This window comes from Lysobacter fragariae, assembly GCF_054779775.1.
The window spans coordinates 309,619-326,560 of the sequence record NZ_BAAGXP010000007.1 but is presented as its reverse complement, the minus strand read 5'-3'; the positions used below and the strand labels follow the sequence as shown (position 1 = coordinate 326,560).

The 16,942-nt window shown below is 67.1% G+C and carries 14 protein-coding genes; 11 read left to right on the top strand and 3 right to left on the bottom strand.

Features of this window, described 5'->3' with window-relative positions; all coding sequences use genetic code 11:
- Positions 1 to 15 precede the first annotated feature (15 nt).
- The 5 genes from nadD to rlmH all read left to right on the top strand — a co-directional run bounded on the left by nadD (position 16) and on the right by rlmH (position 4,342).
- Entirely contained in the window at positions 16 to 693 is a 678-nt protein-coding gene (nadD, locus tag ACYVD7_RS10435) for a nicotinate-nucleotide adenylyltransferase (RefSeq protein WP_460762623.1), read from the top strand.
- 29 nt (positions 694 to 722) lie between these two features.
- Positions 723 to 1,160 carry a ribosome silencing factor gene (rsfS, locus tag ACYVD7_RS10430; protein WP_460762620.1) on the top strand — a complete coding sequence of 146 codons (438 nt, stop codon included), beginning with the start codon at positions 723 to 725 and terminating at the stop codon, positions 1,158 to 1,160.
- Between the two features lie 274 nt (positions 1,161 to 1,434).
- The gene (locus tag ACYVD7_RS10425; RefSeq protein WP_460762617.1) at positions 1,435 to 3,021 is read left to right on the top strand and encodes an alkaline phosphatase; all 1,587 of its coding nucleotides are present in this window, start codon (positions 1,435 to 1,437) and stop codon (positions 3,019 to 3,021) included.
- Positions 3,021 to 3,695, top strand: a complete 675-nt coding sequence (locus ACYVD7_RS10420; RefSeq protein ID WP_460762614.1) for a hypothetical protein — start codon at positions 3,021 to 3,023, stop codon at positions 3,693 to 3,695. The genes ACYVD7_RS10425 and ACYVD7_RS10420 overlap by 1 nt, the downstream gene beginning before the upstream one ends.
- Before the next feature lie 176 nt (positions 3,696 to 3,871).
- Positions 3,872 to 4,342 carry a 23S rRNA (pseudouridine(1915)-N(3))-methyltransferase RlmH gene (gene rlmH, locus ACYVD7_RS10415; protein ID WP_460762611.1) on the top strand — a complete coding sequence of 157 codons (471 nt, stop codon included), beginning with the start codon at positions 3,872 to 3,874 and terminating at the stop codon, positions 4,340 to 4,342.
- A gap of 135 nt (positions 4,343 to 4,477) precedes the next feature.
- Here the strand turns inward: rlmH and ACYVD7_RS10410 are convergent, their stop codons facing one another.
- Together ACYVD7_RS10410 and ACYVD7_RS10405 are read right to left on the bottom strand one after the other, a co-directional pair.
- A complete protein-coding gene (locus ACYVD7_RS10410; RefSeq protein WP_460762609.1) occupies positions 4,478 to 5,176 on the bottom strand; it encodes an energy transducer TonB in 699 nt (232 codons plus the stop codon).
- 411 nt (positions 5,177 to 5,587) lie between these two features.
- Positions 5,588 to 6,340, bottom strand: a complete 753-nt coding sequence (locus tag ACYVD7_RS10405; protein ID WP_460762606.1) for an SIMPL domain-containing protein — start codon at positions 6,338 to 6,340, stop codon at positions 5,588 to 5,590.
- A 114-nt stretch (positions 6,341 to 6,454) separates the two neighbouring features.
- Between ACYVD7_RS10405 and ACYVD7_RS10400 the strand changes: the two genes are divergently transcribed.
- From ACYVD7_RS10400 to tldD, 4 genes are all read left to right on the top strand, one after another.
- Positions 6,455 to 7,021: a Maf family protein gene (locus ACYVD7_RS10400; RefSeq protein ID WP_460762603.1), complete on the top strand. Its 567-nt coding sequence runs from the start codon at positions 6,455 to 6,457 to the stop codon at positions 7,019 to 7,021.
- Positions 7,022 to 7,097: 76 nt separating this feature from the next.
- Complete coding sequence (gene rng, locus ACYVD7_RS10395; RefSeq protein WP_460762600.1) at positions 7,098 to 8,594, top strand: ribonuclease G; 1,497 nt, start codon at positions 7,098 to 7,100, stop codon at positions 8,592 to 8,594.
- Between the two features lie 53 nt (positions 8,595 to 8,647).
- Positions 8,648 to 12,511 (top strand): YhdP family protein, encoded by a 3,864-nt coding sequence (locus ACYVD7_RS10390; RefSeq protein ID WP_460762598.1) that lies wholly within the window; start codon positions 8,648 to 8,650, stop codon positions 12,509 to 12,511.
- A 186-nt stretch (positions 12,512 to 12,697) separates the two neighbouring features.
- On the top strand, positions 12,698 to 14,140 hold the full coding sequence (gene tldD, locus ACYVD7_RS10385; protein ID WP_460762595.1) for a metalloprotease TldD: 1,443 nt from the start codon (positions 12,698 to 12,700) through the stop codon (positions 14,138 to 14,140).
- Between the two features lie 114 nt (positions 14,141 to 14,254).
- Here the strand turns inward: tldD and yjgA are convergent, their stop codons facing one another.
- Positions 14,255 to 14,839: a ribosome biogenesis factor YjgA gene (gene yjgA, locus ACYVD7_RS10380; RefSeq protein ID WP_460762593.1), complete on the bottom strand. Its 585-nt coding sequence runs from the start codon at positions 14,837 to 14,839 to the stop codon at positions 14,255 to 14,257.
- Positions 14,840 to 14,931: 92 nt separating this feature from the next.
- Here yjgA and pmbA point away from each other — a divergent pair, with 92 nt between their 5' ends.
- Both pmbA and ACYVD7_RS10370 read left to right on the top strand, forming a co-directional pair.
- Entirely contained in the window at positions 14,932 to 16,296 is a 1,365-nt protein-coding gene (gene pmbA, locus ACYVD7_RS10375; RefSeq protein ID WP_460762590.1) for a metalloprotease PmbA, read from the top strand.
- Positions 16,297 to 16,524: 228 nt separating this feature from the next.
- On the top strand, positions 16,525 to 16,872 hold the full coding sequence (locus ACYVD7_RS10370; RefSeq protein WP_460762697.1) for a DUF4870 domain-containing protein: 348 nt from the start codon (positions 16,525 to 16,527) through the stop codon (positions 16,870 to 16,872).
- Positions 16,873 to 16,942 lie beyond the last annotated feature (70 nt).

The window sequence follows — 16,942 nt, the reverse complement described above, 5'->3', positions numbered from 1 at the left end:
CTCCCACGGTGACGCTTGGGCCTGAGCATCTACTACGGCGGCACCTTCGACCCGGTCCACAACGGCCACCTTGCCGTCGCCCACGCGGCGCGTGAGGCCACCGGTGCCCGGGTGTGGCTGCTACCGGCCGCCGATCCGCCCCACAAGGGACCCACCCTCGCAGATGCAGACCAGCGGGCGCGCATGTTGGATCTCGCGCTCGCCGGCGAACGGGAGCTGAAGGTCGATCGCCGCGAACTGCGCCGCGCCGGCCCGTCCTACACCCTCGACACCCTGCTGGAACTGCGCGCGGAACTGGGTGCGGCGGCCCCGATCGCCTGGCTGGTCGGCGGCGATTCGCTCAATGCCCTGCACACCTGGCACCGCTGGCGCGAATTGTTCGACCACGCCCACATCATCGCGGTGCAGCGGCCTGGATCAGCCATCACGGCGGCGGCGCTGGCGGACCGGGCGCCAGAGGTCCATGCCGAGATCGCGGGGCGCTGGCGCGATCTTTCCGCGCTCTCCGAAGCCCCCGCAGGCGGTTTCGCGGTCCTCCCCATGCAGGAACTGCGCCCGGAATCCTCCACCGGACTGCGCCGTCGCATCGCTTCGGGCGCCGCGTGGCAGGACTGGGTACCACCGTCTGTCGCCGGTTACATCGAACGGCACCATTTGTACTCGACAGGCGCCCCTGAGTCGGCTTCCCTATAATTGTCCGGCACCCCACGAGCTCCGCACCCTTGACCAGCCAAGCCCAAGTCATCAAGACCCGTCTTCCCACCCCGCCGCCGTCGGCCGATCTGCTGCTGAAAACGGTCCACGCCGCGCTCGAGGAACTGAAAGCCAAGGACGCGGTCGAGATCGACGTACGCGGCAAGAGCAGCGTCACTGATTTCATGGTGATCGCGTCGGGTACCTCGACGCGCCACGTGAAGTCGATTGCCAACGAAGTAGTGAAGTTCGCGAAGAACCTCGACATCCAGCCGCTCGGCGTGGAAGGCGAACGCGAAGCCGAATGGGTACTGGTGGACCTGGGCGACGTCGTCGTCCACGTCATGCTGCCGCGTGTGCGCGAGTTCTACGCACTGGAACGCCTGTGGACGGTCGGTGACCAGCCGCCGTCGTACCGCGACGCGGATGACTTCGAAGGCGAAACCGGCTCCGAAAGCCGGTTCTGATTCGTCCGTCGTTTCGAACGCAGTGAGAGACCTGCTGTCTCGGTGATCTGACGGGTTCAACAACCGGTCGCCATTGCGCTCCGGTCAACACATGAAGCAAAGACGGCGCCACCTGCGGCGCCGTCTTTATTTGCGCTGTTGCGCGCGCTGCTGCCTGACGATGACTGTTTTCGCGCTGAGACCGCGCCGACGAACACTGCGCGTCGCATCCACGCAATCTCCCCGCAACATAAGGCACGCAGGCTTCCCGCTTCCCCAGGGCGGAGATCCCACCATGCGCCAAACCCTTCTGACGTTGTCCTGCGCGGTCGTCACCGTGCTCGCCGCAGCCCCGAGTTCCGCCGAAAGCCCGAAGCAGTGGTACGAGGACGGCGCGCGCGCCGCCCACAACGGCGCCACGCAGCGCGCCAACAACCGCCCGGCGAAGAACGTGATCCTGTTCGTCGGCGACGGCATGGGCCTGTCCACCGTGGCTGCCGCGCGCATCCTCGAAGGCCAGCTCAATGGCCAGACCGGCGAAGAAAACTCGCTGAGCTTCGAACGCTTCCCGTACGTCAGCCTGTCCAAGACCTATTCGGTCGACGGCCAGACGCCGGATTCCGCGCCGACCATGAGCGCGATGATGACCGGCATCAAGACCAACCAGGGCGTGCTCGCGGTGACGCAGTCCGCGCGCTACAACGACTGCGCCTCCGCACGCGGCCAGGGTGTGGCGACGCTGCTGGAAATGTCCGAAGCGATGGGCCTGGCGACCGGCGTGGTCAGTACCGCGCGCCTGACCCACGCAACGCCGGCGGCCACCTACGCGCACACGCCCAACCGCGACTGGGAAAGCGACGCCGAACTCACCACCGAAGCCAAGACCAACGGCTGCAAGGACATCGCGCGCCAGCTGATCGAGTTCCCGTTCGGCGACGGCATCGAAGTCGCCCTCGGCGGTGGCCGCAGCTACTTCCTGCCCAACACCTTCAATGACCCGGAAGACACTGGCAGCAAGGGCCGTCGCAAGGATGGCCGCAACCTCGCTGAAGAATGGGCGGGCAAGCCGCAATCGGCGTACGTGTGGAACAAGGCGCAGTTCGATGCGATCGATCCGCGCAGCACGCATCACCTGCTCGGCCTGTTCGAGCGCTCGCACATGGAATACGAGTACGACCGCCCGACCGACGCTGGCAAGGAGCCGAGCCTGGCCGAGATGACCAGCAAGGCGATCGACGTGCTCAATGCCAGCGGCAAGAAAGGCTTCTTCCTGATGGTGGAAGCCGGTCGCATCGACCACGGCCACCACGCCGGCAACGCCTTCCGCGCGCTGACCGACGCGGTCGAACTTTCCGAGGCGGTGCGCGCCGCGGTGCGCAAGACCTCGGGCGACGACACGCTGATGATCGTCACTGCCGACCACAGTCATGTCTTCACCGTCGCCGGCTACCCGGATCGCGGCAACGACATCCTCGGCAAGGTCGTCACCAATGGCCAGGTCGCGCGCGACGCCAACGGCAAGCCGTACACCACGCTCGGTTATGCCAACGGCCCGGGTTACCGCGCGCCGGGTCCACGTCCGGACCTGACCACCGTCGAGACCAATGCGCCAGCCTTCCTGCAGGAAGCCGCGGTGCCGCTGGATTCGGAAACCCACGCCGCAGAGGATGTCGCGATCTACGCACGCGGCCCCGGCGCCCACGCGTTCCAGGGTGTCGTCGAACAGAACACGATCTTCCACGTGATGGCGCAGTCCGAGCAGGGCGTCGCGCCGTTCCTCTGCTACCTGTTCGGCAACTGCGGCAAGGCCGCGAAGACGGTCGTGCCGCCGCTGATGGTCAGCGACCTGCTCGAAGGCATGTCCAAGCGCAGCAGCAAGTGATGCGCCGTGCCCTGCTGATCGTGTTGTTCGCACTGGGAGCCGGCCCCGCGAGGGCCGGCTCCGATGCGGTCGTGACGCCCGCGCCAGCGGTCGCATGGGTGGCGCAATACACCGTGCATGACGCCGCCGGCGATCGCACGCTGGTACTTGTGCGCGGGGATGACCGCGTCGAATACCGGCTCGCCGGCGAACCCATCCGCGTCTGGAGGCAGGGCGCGGACGGCCTGGTGCATCACGAGGTTTTCGTCGACGCGGGTCGCGTCGTCACTTATGCGCCGGGCGACCTGCGGGCGCTGGGTCGTCATCCGCAATGGTCGCAGCTTTCGCATCTGGTCGATCCGACGCTGCGCGCAAAGCTGGCATCGCGCGGAACCGTGCACGTGCAGGCTGCACATGGCGCGGACGCGCAGCGCTATCGCGGTGACGTCGGCGGCATCCCGGTGGCAATGGAATGGCTGGACGCGGCCGACCTGCCGGCGACGTACCGCAGTGGCGAAGGCAAGGCGGCCTACCGGCTGGAATTGCGCGCGCTGGAACAACGCCCGGTCGCGCAGGCGTTCACCGCCTTCGACGGGTTGCGCGAAATCGACTATGCCGACATCGGCGACATGGAGCTGGATCCCTTCGCGCGGCAGTACATCCGCGAAGGGGCGGGCGTGGCGGCTGGACACTAGGTCCACAGCCGGCGCGCCTGTGACCAACGCGCTGTAATCATCAATGTCACCCCAAGCATGGGAGGGACCTGCTCCACGCGGGTGACACTCCACGCGGGTGTAAAAGGTCCCTTGCTGCGTTCGAGACGTCAGATGCGATGCGGTCGTCTACAACGCCGTCCGCTACCATGCCGCCCATGAAAGCCAGACTCATCGCCGTAGGCGAACGTGCGCCGCATTGGGTGGCCGAAGGCTTCGGTGAATACCGCAAGCGCCTGTCGCATTGGTTGCCGGTCGACCTGGTCGAAATCGAGCCTGGCCTGCGCGGCAAGGGCCGCGACGCCGCGCGCGCGACGCAGGACGAGGGTACGCGCGTGCTGGCCGCGTTACCGAAACAGGCGACGGTGGTGGCGTTGGACGGTCGCGGCAGGATGTGGTCGTCCGAGCAGCTTGCGCAGCGGCTGGAGCACTGGCGCGGGCAGGGACGTGATCTCGCGTTTCTGATCGGTGGCCCGGAAGGGCATTCGCCCGATGTTATCGCTCGTGCAGATGAGCAGTGGTCGCTGGGCCCGCTGACGCTGCCGCACATGCTGGTGCGGCTGGTGCTGGCCGAGCAGTTGTATCGCGCCGCGGCGTTGCTCGCGAACCATCCCTATCACCGCGCTTGAGCACACCGAAGTTCCCGTACGCGGCACCGAGATACGAACACAGCCTGTTGAACGGAACAGAGTCGGACCAAAAAAGCGAAGCCCGGTTTCCCAGGCTCCGCCAATCACCACCACGAACAATCCATCTGAAGGCAATCAGCCCAGCTTGAAGATGATCGGCACCATGCCGATGGCCTGGATCGGTTGGCCATCCTGCACTGCCGGCTTGAAGCGCCACTTCGACTCCACCTGGCGCTTGGCCGCGTTATCCAGCGTGCGATTGCCGCTGCTGCGTTCGATCTGAACGCTGATCGGACTACCGTCGACATCCACCAGCACCCTGAGCAGCACCTCGCCGGTGACGCCGCGACGCATGGCGTCCAGCGGATACGCGGGCGGCGGCGCGAAGGCCGTTTCAAGATGCGCTGCGGGAAGCGGCTCGGTGATTTTCAGCGTGTTCCCGATGTTGGCGTCTGCGACCAGCTTGGCCTGTTCGAAAATCGTCGCGTCGGGTGTCGGATCGACGACGATTTCCTGCTTTGACTCCACCTGCTGTTGCACCTGTGGCGGTGTTTGCGGGTGGATCGGTGTTTGCTTTACTTCGACGACGGGGGGCAATTCCGGCGGCTTGGGCGGGTCGATACGCTGGTACTGGACAAACTCCTGCAGCGGCTCCACTGCGGGCGGCGGTGCACTCAACGGCGCCAGCAACAGCAGCAGGGCCGCGGCATTGATCGCGATCGCGCCCGCCTCGGCGGTGATGCGGGTGAAGTCCAGCTTCGCCAGTTGCAGCCCACCGCCGCGGACAGCGCCGGCCTGCAGCAGCCCGGAGTGAAGATCGAGAACCTGAGCCATTTGCCACCTCCGCATGTTGTTGGCATGGGTTCACAACGCATGGCGGGTGGCGGTGGGGTTAGGCGCTCGCGGCGTTCCGCGCATCGGAGCCCACGATGGGGGCTGGGTTCGACGAATGCCACGTGCCGGCAGCGGCACCTTCGGGGTGTCCAGTGGCGCGTGGAGCGCGCGGCCGGCGTACTAGGTACGGCCTCCACCGCGCAGTCGCCGGTGTCGAGCGCAACGTCAGGTTGTTCCGCGCCGACAGCGCGGCCTAGCGGATTTTCGCCAACTGCGCCCAGTTCAGCCGAGTCACCTTCGGCACCGGAACCGTTTTGGCGTCGTTTGTCTGCACAGAGACACGATTGGAAGAGGAGACACGCAAACGAGCGAGGCCCGCATTGCGCGGCCGTTCTGAATCTGTGGGAGCGCTCAGCGCCCCAGTTCGAACACGATGTCCAGGTTGACGTTCAGCGTGTTCTCGCCCGGCGATACGGAGGTTTCCGCGCCCGCGTCCATGGCCTTCATGCTCATGCGCACCATCGGCATCGGCGGGGAGAAACCGCCGCCTTCGCTGATGCTGACGATGCGGCGCACCTTCATGCCCAGCGACTTCGCATACATGTCGGCGCGGGCCTGCGCCTTTTCCAGCGCGTCGCGGCGCGCTTCATCCGTCGCCTCGTCCTTCTTGTCGACGTCGAAACTGGGCCCGTTGATCTGGTTGGCACCGACCGAGGCCAGCGTGTCGAGGATCTTGCCAAGCTTGCCGATGTCGCGAACCACCAGGCTGACGGTGTTGTTGGCCTCGTAGCCGGTGATGGTCGGGGGCTGGTTTTCGCGGTACTGGTAGCTGGGGTTGAGGCTGATGCCGCTGGTCTGCACGTCCTTGTCGGCGATGCCGGCGGCCTTGATCGCCGCGACGACTTTGGCCATCTGCTCGGCGTTGGCGCGCATCGCGGCGTTGGCATCGGCCGCGCGGGTGACCACGCCGGTGGAGATGTGGGCGATGTCGGGGACCCGCTTGGCTTCGCCCTGGGCGGACACGTTGAGCAAAGTGCCGTCGGTGGCGACGTAGGGCGAGGTCTGGGCGTTCGAGGACATGGGCGAGCAGGCTCCAAGGGCAAGGACGGCAGCCAGCGCCAGCGGGCGCACGGCGATCCGGGTGAGGTTCTGGAAGCGGGGCATGACAACTCCTGTCGTTTGGGGGTTCGGGCTACGGTAAACGATCCGTGAGTCCGAACAGGGTTGCGTGACGCGATCGGAGTCGGCGTCCAGTCAGCGCGGGTTATCCTTTCGCGGATGCTCTATCTCGCCTCCAAATCCCCGCGCCGACGCGAACTGCTGGGTCGCCTTGGCCTGCCGTTCGGCATCATCGACCTCGATCTTCCCGAAGAACGCGTCCCGGGCGAGCCCGCGGAGGACTATGTCCGCCGCGTCGCCCGCGAGAAGGCCGGCGCGGGCCTGCTCCAGGTCATGGGCAATCCCACCGCGATTGTCGTGGGCAGCGACACCGAGGTCGTCCTCGACGACGAGGTCTTCGGCAAGCCCCGCGACGCGGAGGATGCCGCCGCAATGCTGCGACGCCTGTCCGGACGCACGCACCAGGTGATTTCGGCGGTGTCGCTGGTGTCGCCCGGGCGCGAGGCCCAGGTGGTGTCGATCTCCGAGGTGAGCTTCATGGGCCTGAGCGAAGCGCAGATCGCCGGGTACGTCGCGGGCGACCAGTGGGACGGCAAGGCAGGCGCCTACGCCATCCAGGGTTTCGCCGAAACCTTCATCACCAGGTTGAGCGGCAGCTACTCCGGCGTGATGGGGCTTCCCCTGCACGAAACCGCGCAGCTGCTGCGGCAGTTCGGTGCACTTTGAAACACTTCGACACGGACAGGCAGATGACCATGGATCAGCGGACGAAGCAGCGGGTTGTGGTCGCAACGGTGCGCCCATGACCGAGGAGATCCTGGTCAACGTCACCCCGCGCGAGACGCGCGTCGCGGTGGTCGAGAACGGCATGTTGCAGGAGCTGCACATCGAACGCGGCTGGCGTCGCGGCGTGGTCGGCAACATCTACAAGGGCAAGGTCCAGCGCGTGATGCCCGGCATGCAGGCGGCGTTCGTCGAGATCGGGCTGGAACGTGCTGCATTCCTGCACGCGGCCGACATCGTCAAGCACGCACCGGTAGTGGCCGAAGGCGAGGGCGAAGGCGATGCCGCCCCGCTGCCGCCCACGCCGACGCGACCGATCGCCGAACTGCTGCGCGAAGGCCAGGACATCATCGTCCAGGTGGTGAAGGATCCGATCGGCAGCAAGGGCGCGCGGCTTACCACGCAGCTGAGCATTCCCTCGCGCTACCTGGTGCTGCTGCCGCGCAATCGCGTCGTCGGCGTGTCCGCGCGCATCGAGGACGAAGCCGAGCGCGCGCGCCTGAAATCGCACGTCACCGCACTCGCGCCGGCTGGCGCGCAGCACGGCTACATCGTGCGTACCAATGCCGAGGGTCAGCCGGAAGAGGCCCTCGCCGAAGACGTCGCCTACCTGAGCCGCGCGTGGGCGCTGATCGAAGAAAAATCCGCCAGCTCGCGCGTGGGCGAGCGCGTGTACGAGGACCTCAGCCTGCCGCTGCGCGCGGTGCGCGACCTGATGCGCAAGGACGTGGAGAAGGTGAAGGTGGATTCGCGCGAGACCTGCGACCGCCTGCGCACGTTCGCCGCGCAGTACATGCCGGGCCTGGCCGAGAAGATCGAGCACTACACCGGCGCGCGCCCCATCTTCGACCTGTACGGCGTCGAAGATGAAATCCAGCGCGCACTCGTGAAGGAAGTGCCGCTCAAGTCCGGCGGGTACCTGGTCATCGACCAGACCGAGGCGATGACCACGATCGACGTGAACACCGGTTCATTCCTGGGCCAGCGCAACCTCGAGGAGACCGTCTATCGGACGAACCTCGAAGCCGCGCAGTCGGTCGCCCGTCAGCTGCGCCTGCGTAACCTTGGCGGCATCATCATCATCGACTTCATCGACATGACCGACGCCGAGCACAAGCGCCAGGTGCTGCGGCAGCTGGAGAAGTCGCTCACCCGCGACCACGCCAAGACCACGGTGTACGACTTCTCGCCGCTGGGCCTGGTCGAGATGACGCGCAAGCGCACCACCGAGAGCCTGGAGCGCCAGCTCAGCGAGCCCTGCCACGAATGCGGCGGCCGCGGCACGTTGAAGACGCCAGAGACCGTGACCTACGAAATCTTCCGCGAGATCGTCCGCCAGGTGCGCCAGTTCGACGCCGCGCGCCTGCTCGTGATCGCCTCGCCGAAGATCGTCGCGCGCATCACCGACGAAGAGTCCGCGTCGGTGGCGGAGCTGGAAGAATTCCTTGGCAAGTCGATCCGCTTCCAGGCTGATGAGCAATACGCGCAGGAGCAGTTCGATGTCGTGCTGCTTTGATGCCGCAACTGCTCCCTCCCCGTCGCGCGCATCGCGAGGGTGGGAGTAACCGCATGCCCACGCCCCTTCGCCGCCGCTTCCGGATCGCACGCCGTAGCTTCAGCTACGCGGTGGCGCTCGTGCTCGTTCTGGTGGCGGTGGTGCTGGGTGTGGCGAGCCAGGTGTTGCCGCTGGCCGAGCGCCATCCCGATCGCGTGGCCGCGTGGCTGAGCGAACGCGCCGGCCGGCCGGTGGCGTTCGATCGGCTTGAGACGCAGTGGACGCGGCGTGGTCCGGTGCTGAAGCTCGATCGCCTGCGCATCGGCGAGGGCGCGCAGGCGTTCACGGTCGGCGACACCGAGATGCTCGTATCGGTCTATGCGGGCCTTCTGCCGGGACATTCGTTCTCCGAGCTGCGCCTGCGCGGACTGGATCTGACGCTGGAACGTGCCAGCGACGGTCGTTGGCAGGTGCGCGGCCTGCCCGGCCAGCAGCAGCCCGGCAGCGATCCGTTTTCCGCGCTGGAAGGACTCGGCGAACTGCAGGTGATCGGCGCCAAGCTGGCGGTGATCGCACCGACGCTCGGCGTCGATGCGCACCTGCCGCGCGTCGATGTACGCCTGAAGGTGAACGGCGATCGCGTGCGTGCCGGCGTGCGTGCGTGGCCATTGACCCCGCGCAAGGGCGCAACTGTCGCGTCGTTGGACGCGGTGCTGGATTTCGACCGGAAGAAGGGCGATGGCAGCGTCTATGCCGGCGCGAAGCAGGCCGATCTCGCCGCATGGTCGCCGGTGTTGCGCCTGCAGGGCATCGCGATCGAAGGCGGCAAGGGCCGTGCGCAGGCATGGGCGCAGCTGCGCGGCAAGCGCGTCGCGCAGGTCACCGTGGATGTCGCGCTCGACAACGTCGCCATGCGTGGCGTGCCGCTCGAAGCCGGCGCTGCGCCGCCGCGCAACCGCTTCGCGCGCGTGCAGGCGCTGGCGCGCTGGCAATCGATCAAGGGTGGCTGGCGATTCGATGCGCCGCGACTGCGCATCGGCAATGACGACGCCGCGCAGAAGCTCGACGGATTGTTGATCGCCGGCGGTGACCGCTTCGTGCTGCAGGCAAAACGCATCGACGCCGCCCCGCTGTTGTCGGCGCTGGCGCTCAGCGACAAGTTGCAGCCCAAGCTGCGGCGCTGGCTGCAGGAGGCGCAACCCTCGGTTGCTCTGGGCAACGTGGAAATCGCCGGTCGCCCGGGTGGCGCGCTGCACGTATCCGGGCACATCGCCAACCTCGGCTTCAGGCCCGTTGGCAAGTCGCCGGGATTGCAGGGACTCACTGGCGACATCGATGGCGATGCCGATGGTTTCAACCTGCGCTTCGATCCCGATGCCAGCGTTACGTTCGATTGGCCTACCGGTTTCGGCGTGCCGCACGTAGTGAAGCTGCGCGGCGACGTCGGCGGATGGCGCGAAGGCGCGGGCTGGCGCATCGGCACCACCGCACTGCGCCTTGATGGCCCGGAGCTGGGTGTCAGCGCACGCGGCGGACTGTGGTGGCAGGGCGATGGTTCGCGTCCGTGGATCGACATTGCCGCGCAGATCGACGACGTGCAACTCCCGGTTGCCAAGGGTTTCTGGATCCGCAGCGACATGTCGCCGCTCACGATCAAGTGGCTCGACACCGCGCTGGTGGCGGGCACGTTGAGCGGTGGTCGCGCCGTGGTGTCGGGCGACCTGGATGACTGGCCCTTCGGCGGCGAACGGCCGGGCTATTTCGAAGCTACGGGCCACATCAACGATGCGATCGTCCGCTTCAACGAGGAATGGCCGCCGGCGCAGGGCGTCGCAGCGGACGCGGTGTTCACCGCGCAGGGCTTCGACGTCGATGGCACCGGGCACCTGGGCGATGTCGCCATCACCCAACTGCACGCGGGCATCGACAAGTACCGCGGCGGCTCGCTGACGGTCGACGCGCAGGGGCACGGCGATGCCGCGCACCTGCTGGAAGTGCTGCGCCACAGTCCATTGCAGAAGGAACACCCGGAGACCTTCGCCAGCCTGTCCGCGTCCGGTGCGGCAAACGTGGATTTCCGCCTTGGCATGCCTTTGCACGGCGCGGCGACGACGATCGATGGCAACGTCGTGCTGAAGGACGCGAAGTTGTCGGACAAGCAGTGGAAACTCGCGTTCGACCAGGTCAACGGCCGTGCCGTGTATTCGCGCGGCGGCTTCAAGGCCGATGACCTGGCCGTGCGCCACGAAGGCGAGCCCGGCAAGTTGTCGCTACGCGCGGGCAGCCAGTACGTGCGCAACGCCGCGCATGTGTTCGAGGCTGGGCTGGATGCCAGCCTGGGCGCTGTGGCGCTGGTGGATCGTGCGGAAGACCTGGGCTGGCTCAAGCCTTACCTGGGCGGCCGTTCGACATGGACGGTCGGCATCGCAATCCCGAAGTCGGCACCCGGCAAGACTGCACCGACGCTGCTGCAACTCAGCACCAACCTGGTCGGCACCAGCGTCGATCTGCCCGCGCCGCTGCGCAAGGCCGCGTCCACGCCGCTGGCGACCACCATCGAAACACCTTTGCCGGTAGGAACGGGCGACATCCGTGTCAACCTCGGCAACGTGATGGCGCTACGCGCGCGCAGCAGCAACGGACAGACCGGCATCCGGGCGGTGCTGGGTGCCGACCATCTCGACGAGGCCGCGCCGCCGTCCGGCCTGATCGCGACTGGTCGCGCGGACACGCTTGATGCCGTGGACTGGATCGCGCTGGCGCGTGGCGGCAATGGCGACAGCAAGCTGTCGTTGCAACGCATCGATGTCACCGCGCACAAACTGCAATTGCTGGGCGGAACCTTCGCCGACACGCACCTGATCGTCGCGCCGGCGGCGCGTGGCGCGATCGCGGTGCAGGCCGAAGGCGCCGCACTGCAAGGCGCGCTGCTGGTGCCGGCGAGCGAGAGCGAAGCAATCGCCGGCCGACTGCAGCGCGTGCACTGGCGTCCTGTTGCCAAAGCGACCGCATCGGCCGCTGCCGCAGCGCCGGTTGCCGGCGCAGCACCTGCAGCGGGCGCCGATCGTGGTGACGACATCGATCCGGCGAAGATTCCCGCGCTGACCTTCGACATCGACGACCTGCAGGTGGGCGATGCCATGCTCGGTGCCGCCAAGGTGCGGACGCACCCGACCGCTTCCGGCATGCGCTTCGAACAGTTCCAGTCGCGCGCCGCGAAGCAGCGCATCGACATGAGCGGCGACTGGAACGGTCGCGCCGCCGCTTCCACCACGCGGCTCGACCTGAAGGTGGACAGCGATGACTTCGGCAGCCTGTTGTCGGGTTTCGGCCTGGCCGGCCGCATCGGCGGCGGGCAGGGCACGGCGCATTTCACCGCAGGGTGGCCGGGGACACCGGTCGGATTCAGGCTCGATGGCCTGGATGGCGCGCTGGTGCTGGACGTGCGCGATGGCCGCCTGCTTGAAATCGAGCCGGGCGCCGGTCGCGTGCTTGGCCTGCTCAGCCTGGCCCAGTTGCCGCGCCGCCTGACTCTGGATTTCAGCGACTTCTTCTCCAAGGGCTTCGCATTCAACAAGCTGGGCGGCAGCGTGCGTTTCGGCGGTGGCCAGGCGCGCAGCGAAGGCCTCGTGATCGACGGTCCGGCGGCGACAATCGACATCAGCGGCGCGGCCAACCTGCGCGCGCAGAGCTTCGACCAGACCATCGAGGTGCGGCCCAAGGCCGGCAACCTGCTGACCGCGATCGGCGCGGTGGCCGGTGGTCCGGTCGGCGCCGCCATCGGCGCGGCGGCGAATGCGATGCTGAAAAAGCCGCTGGGCGCGCTGGCGGCCAAGACCTATCGCGTGACCGGGCCGTGGAAGGAACCGAAGGTCGAGGTCATGACACGCGAACAGAGCCGCGCCCCGGCCTCGCCGACCCAGCCGCCGCCGGGTTGAATCGCGGGGCGTTGGGCATCATCTTGGGTGGCAGATGCGGCCCGCTGCACTGCCGGGACGCCGGCATTGTCGATGCCGCGCCCGCGGCCATGGCAGTGAGCGACGGCGTTCAATGAACGCTGGAAACCAGGTCCCTTGCCCGGGCCACTGCCAAAAGTCCCCATCCCCTCTTCAATCGGCCTTCCAATGACCCTCCCCATCCAGCTTGCCGAATCCCGCCTCCTGTTGCCTGCCGGCCTTGATACCAGCGGGCTGGAGCGCGCCTTCGGCACGTTGCTCGGGCCCGGCGTCGATTTCGGCGATCTCTACTTCCAGCACGCGCGCCGCGAGAGCTGGACGGTGGAGGACGGCATCGTCAAGGAAGGTGCGCATTCGATCGAGCAGGGTGTCGGGGTGCGCGCGATCAGCGGCGAGAAGACCGGCTTCGCGTATTCCGACGAGATCAACACCGCGGCGCTGCTGGAAGCATCGAAGTCCGCGCGCGCCATCGCCCGTGACGGCTCCATGCACACTTCGCGCGCCCTTGCCCGCAGCAACGGCCGCTCGCTCTATCCGAGCGACGACCCGATCGATTCGCTCGGCAACGAGGAAAAAGTCGAAGCGCTACGTCGCATCGACCGCTACGTGCGCGCCGCGGATCCGCGCGTGCAGCAGGTGATGGTGACGCTGTCCGGCGGAGTCGACACCGTGCTGGTCGCGCGCAGCGATGGCGTGCTCGCCGCCGACGTCCGACCGCTGGTGCGCTTCAACGTGCAGGTGATCGTCGAGCAGAACGGTCGTCGCGAGAGCGGGTATTCCGGTGGCGGTGGTCGTTACTCGTATGCGCAGCTGCTTGCCGACGGCAAGCCGGAAGGCTTCGCGCGCGAGGCACTGCGCCAGGCATTGTTGAACCTGGAAGCCATCGACGCGCCTGCGGGCGTGATGCCGGTGGTGCTGGGCAACGGCTGGCCGGGCGTGCTGCTGCACGAGGCCGTCGGCCACGGACTGGAAGGGGACTTCAACCGCAAGGGCACTTCGACGTATGCGGGTCGCATGGGCCAGCGCGTCGCGTCGCCGGGCGTCACCATCGTCGACGACGGCACGCTGCCGGGGCGCCGCGGTTCGCTCAACGTCGATGACGAAGGCACGCCGACCAACTGCACGACGCTGATCGAAGACGGCGTGCTGGTCGGCTACATGCAGGACACGCTGAACGCGCGCCTGATGGGCATGGCACCGACCGGCAATGGCCGCCGCGAGTCCTTTGCGCACCTGCCGATGCCGCGCATGACCAACACCTACATGCTCGCCGGTCCACACGATCCGGAAGAAATGATCCGCTCGGTGAAGAAGGGCCTGTACGCGGTGAACTTCGGCGGTGGCCAGGTCGACATCACCAGCGGCAAATACGTCTTCTCCGCCACCGAGGCCTACCTGATCGAGGACGGGAAGATCACCGCGCCGGTGAAGGGCGCGACGCTGATCGGCAACGGCCCGGAAACCATGCAGCGGGTGAAGATGATCGGCCACGACCTGGCGCTCGACGAAGGCGTCGGCGTGTGCGGCAAGGATGGCCAGAGCGTGCCGGTGGGCGTCGGTCAGCCTTCGCTGCTGATCGATGGCCTGACTGTGGGCGGGACGAAGGCCTGAGTTGGGACGGTCGAACGGCCACCGCGTGTCTCTATCGTGCCTGCCGCGTCGGCGGGCATTCGTGCGGCCGGCATCAGTGCGGCCGGCATCAGTGCAGCCGGCCCGGTCTGTCGCTCAGGACTCGTGGTCGTCTTCTTCGGCGGCCATGTCGGTGCCGGAGTCGACATCATGCGATGCGGCATCGCCCAGCAGCAGCTCCCGCAGCTCGCGATACAGCTCGCGGAACGCACGCGGCGGCTTGTTGCGCTTGCGTTCCTCCAGCGTGTTGCGCACCAGTTGGCGCAACACCTGGCGATCGGCGCCGGGGTATTCGTTCAGCAGCTCCGCGAGGGCGTCGTCGCCTTCGTCCAGCAGGCGCTCGCGCCAGGATTCCACGCGATGCATCGCCGCGATTTCGCGTCGTGCGGCCTCGCCCTTTTCATCCAGCGCGTCGCGGATGGCTTCCAGGATCTCGTCGTCCTCGCGGCGCATCTGCTTGGCCAGGAATTGCAGCTGGCGCTTGTGCGCGATCTGCGCAGTAATGCGCTTGCACTCGCGGATGTGCGGCAACAGCGATTCGGGTACGGGCAGCTTGGCGAGCTGGGCTTCGGTCAGCGATACGAGCTTCTCGCCCATCGCCAGCACTTCCAGCGCGTCGCGCCGGTTCTGGCTGCGGCTGGGGCCCAGGAATTCGCCGGTTTCGTCGTCACGACCACGCATCGCACATCACCCATTCCGTGGTGCCGGGCTTGCCCGGCACGCAATTGCACAACGGCGCCGGGAATCCGCCGCCAAGACCAAAGGATAAGGCATTGAACACCCTAGCCCCCGTCCACGACGACAGCCAGGCCCGGCTCGACCGCCTCGCCGGAACCTCCCAGCTGCTGCTGGAACGCTGCCGCGCGCATGGCGCCAGCCAGGCGGAGGTCTCCTGTTCCGAGGAAACCGGCCTGAGCGTGAACGTGCGCATGGGCGAGGTGGAAACCGTGGAGGCCACGCGCGACCGCGGCATCGCGGTCACCGTTTACTTCGGCCAGCGCAAGGGCACCGCCAGCACCGCCGACCTGCGCGAGGAGAGCCTGGACGCGACCGTCGAACAGGCCTGCGCCATCGCCCGCTACACGCAGGACGATGTCGCTTCGGGGCTCGCCGAACGCGAACTGATGGCGACCGACCTGCGCGAATTCGACAGCTGGCATCCCTGGGCCATCGAGGCCGACCAGGCCATCGAACTGGCCCTGGCCTGCGAGGCCGCGGGCCGCGAGGACCGACGCATCGAGAACTCCGACGGCGCTTCGCTGGGCACCGGCAGCAGCTTGAGCGTGTATGCGAACTCGCACGGCTTCATCGGCCGCGAGCGCAGCACCAACCACAGCGTTGGCTGCGCGCTGATCGCCGGCCGTGGCGACGCGATGCAGCGCGACGGCTGGTACAGCTACGCGCTCGCCGCCGACGACCTCGAAGCCGTCGCCGCGATTGGTCGCAAGGCGGCCCAGCGCGCGGCATCGCGGTTGTCGCCGCGACAGGTTGCGACGGGTGAATATCCGGTGCTGTTCTCCGCCGAAGTCGCCCGTTCGCTCATCGGCCACTACATCGGCGCGGTGTCCGGCGGCGCGCTGTATCGCAAGGCGAGCTTCCTGGTGGACAGCGTCGGCAGCACGCTGTTCCCGCAATGGCTGTCGATCGACGAACTGCCGTTCCTGCCGCGCGGCCTGCGTTCGGCTGCGTACGACGCCGAGGGTGTGGCGACGCGCGAGTCGCCGCTGGTCAGGGACGGCGTGGTGCAACGTTACGTGCTGGGGAGCTACTCGGCGCGCAAGTTGGGTCTCAAGACGACCGCCAATGCGGGTGGCGTAAACAACCTGCAGGTGTCGGCGAATGCCGGCGACCAGGACGCGATGCTGCGCGGCATGGGACGCGGCCTGCTGGTCACCGAACTGATGGGGCAGGGCGTCAATACCGTGACCGGCGACTACTCGCGCGGAGCGGCGGGATTCTGGATCGAGGGCGGCGAAATCTCCTATCCGGTCGACGGCATCACCATTGCCGGCAACCTGCGCTCGATGTTCGCTGCGATCGAAGCCGTCGGCACCGATGTCGACCCGCGTTCGCATGTGCGTACCGGGTCGATCCTGGTGGGCCGCATGACGGTGGCGGGTGAAACGGCTTCGGATTGAGTCGCCCGACTGAAGTGCAGGATTGGCGCGTCGGACGTGCCGGATCGACCTGCACGGAAGCTGCGGCATGCCTCCGTCCCGAGGGATGACGCCCGCTCCCGCGACACAATGCTAGAGTTCGGAAACGGCGTACGGCCGGATCACGGGGAGACATCCATGACAGAGAACCAGGATCAGACCAGTGGCGTGGTGGACAGTGGAACGTCCGCGCAGGACCGCCAGTGGGCCATGTTTGCGCACCTTTCCGCTCTTGTGGGCGGCATCCTTACCTCGGGCTGGGCCGGAAGCATCGGTTGCTTCATCGGTCCGCTGATCATCTGGATGGTCAAGAAGGACACGTCGTCCTTCGTCGATGACCAGGGCAAGGAAGCGCTGAACTTCAATATCACCGTCGGCCTCGTGTTTTTCGGGCTGCTGCTGCTTTCCATCTTCACGCTGGGTCTTGGCCTGATCATCGCCATCCCGGCCTGGATCGTCATCGGTATCGCCTGGCTGGTCCTCACCATCATTGCGGGGATCAAGGCCAACGAAGGCGTCGCCTACCGCTATCCGTTCACGCTGCGCCTGATCAAGTAATACGCGCGGTTTGAACAGACAGTCGCGCTGAACAAGCTGCACCTGAACGAGAACGCCGGCCATTGGCCGG

Bases quoted from the DNA above. Each gene is read 5' to 3' on its own strand.
- ACYVD7_RS10425 (WP_460762617.1), top strand. From the start codon at position 1,435: ATGCGCCAAACCCTTCTGACGTTGTCCTGCGCGGTCGTCACCGTGCTC.
- ACYVD7_RS10420 (WP_460762614.1), top strand. From the start codon at position 3,021: ATGCGCCGTGCCCTGCTGATCGTGTTGTTCGCACTGGGAGCCGGCCCC.
- rlmH (WP_460762611.1), top strand. From the start codon at position 3,872: ATGAAAGCCAGACTCATCGCCGTAGGCGAACGTGCGCCGCATTGGGTG.
- ACYVD7_RS10410 (WP_460762609.1), bottom strand. From the start codon at position 5,176: ATGGCTCAGGTTCTCGATCTTCACTCCGGGCTGCTGCAGGCCGGCGCT.
- ACYVD7_RS10405 (WP_460762606.1), bottom strand. From the start codon at position 6,340: ATGCCCCGCTTCCAGAACCTCACCCGGATCGCCGTGCGCCCGCTGGCG.
- ACYVD7_RS10400 (WP_460762603.1), top strand. From the start codon at position 6,455: ATGCTCTATCTCGCCTCCAAATCCCCGCGCCGACGCGAACTGCTGGGT.
- rng (WP_460762600.1), top strand. From the start codon at position 7,098: ATGACCGAGGAGATCCTGGTCAACGTCACCCCGCGCGAGACGCGCGTC.
- ACYVD7_RS10390 (WP_460762598.1), top strand. From the start codon at position 8,648: ATGCCCACGCCCCTTCGCCGCCGCTTCCGGATCGCACGCCGTAGCTTC.
- tldD (WP_460762595.1), top strand. From the start codon at position 12,698: ATGACCCTCCCCATCCAGCTTGCCGAATCCCGCCTCCTGTTGCCTGCC.
- yjgA (WP_460762593.1), bottom strand. From the start codon at position 14,839: ATGCGTGGTCGTGACGACGAAACCGGCGAATTCCTGGGCCCCAGCCGC.
- ACYVD7_RS10370 (WP_460762697.1), top strand. From the start codon at position 16,525: ATGTTTGCGCACCTTTCCGCTCTTGTGGGCGGCATCCTTACCTCGGGC.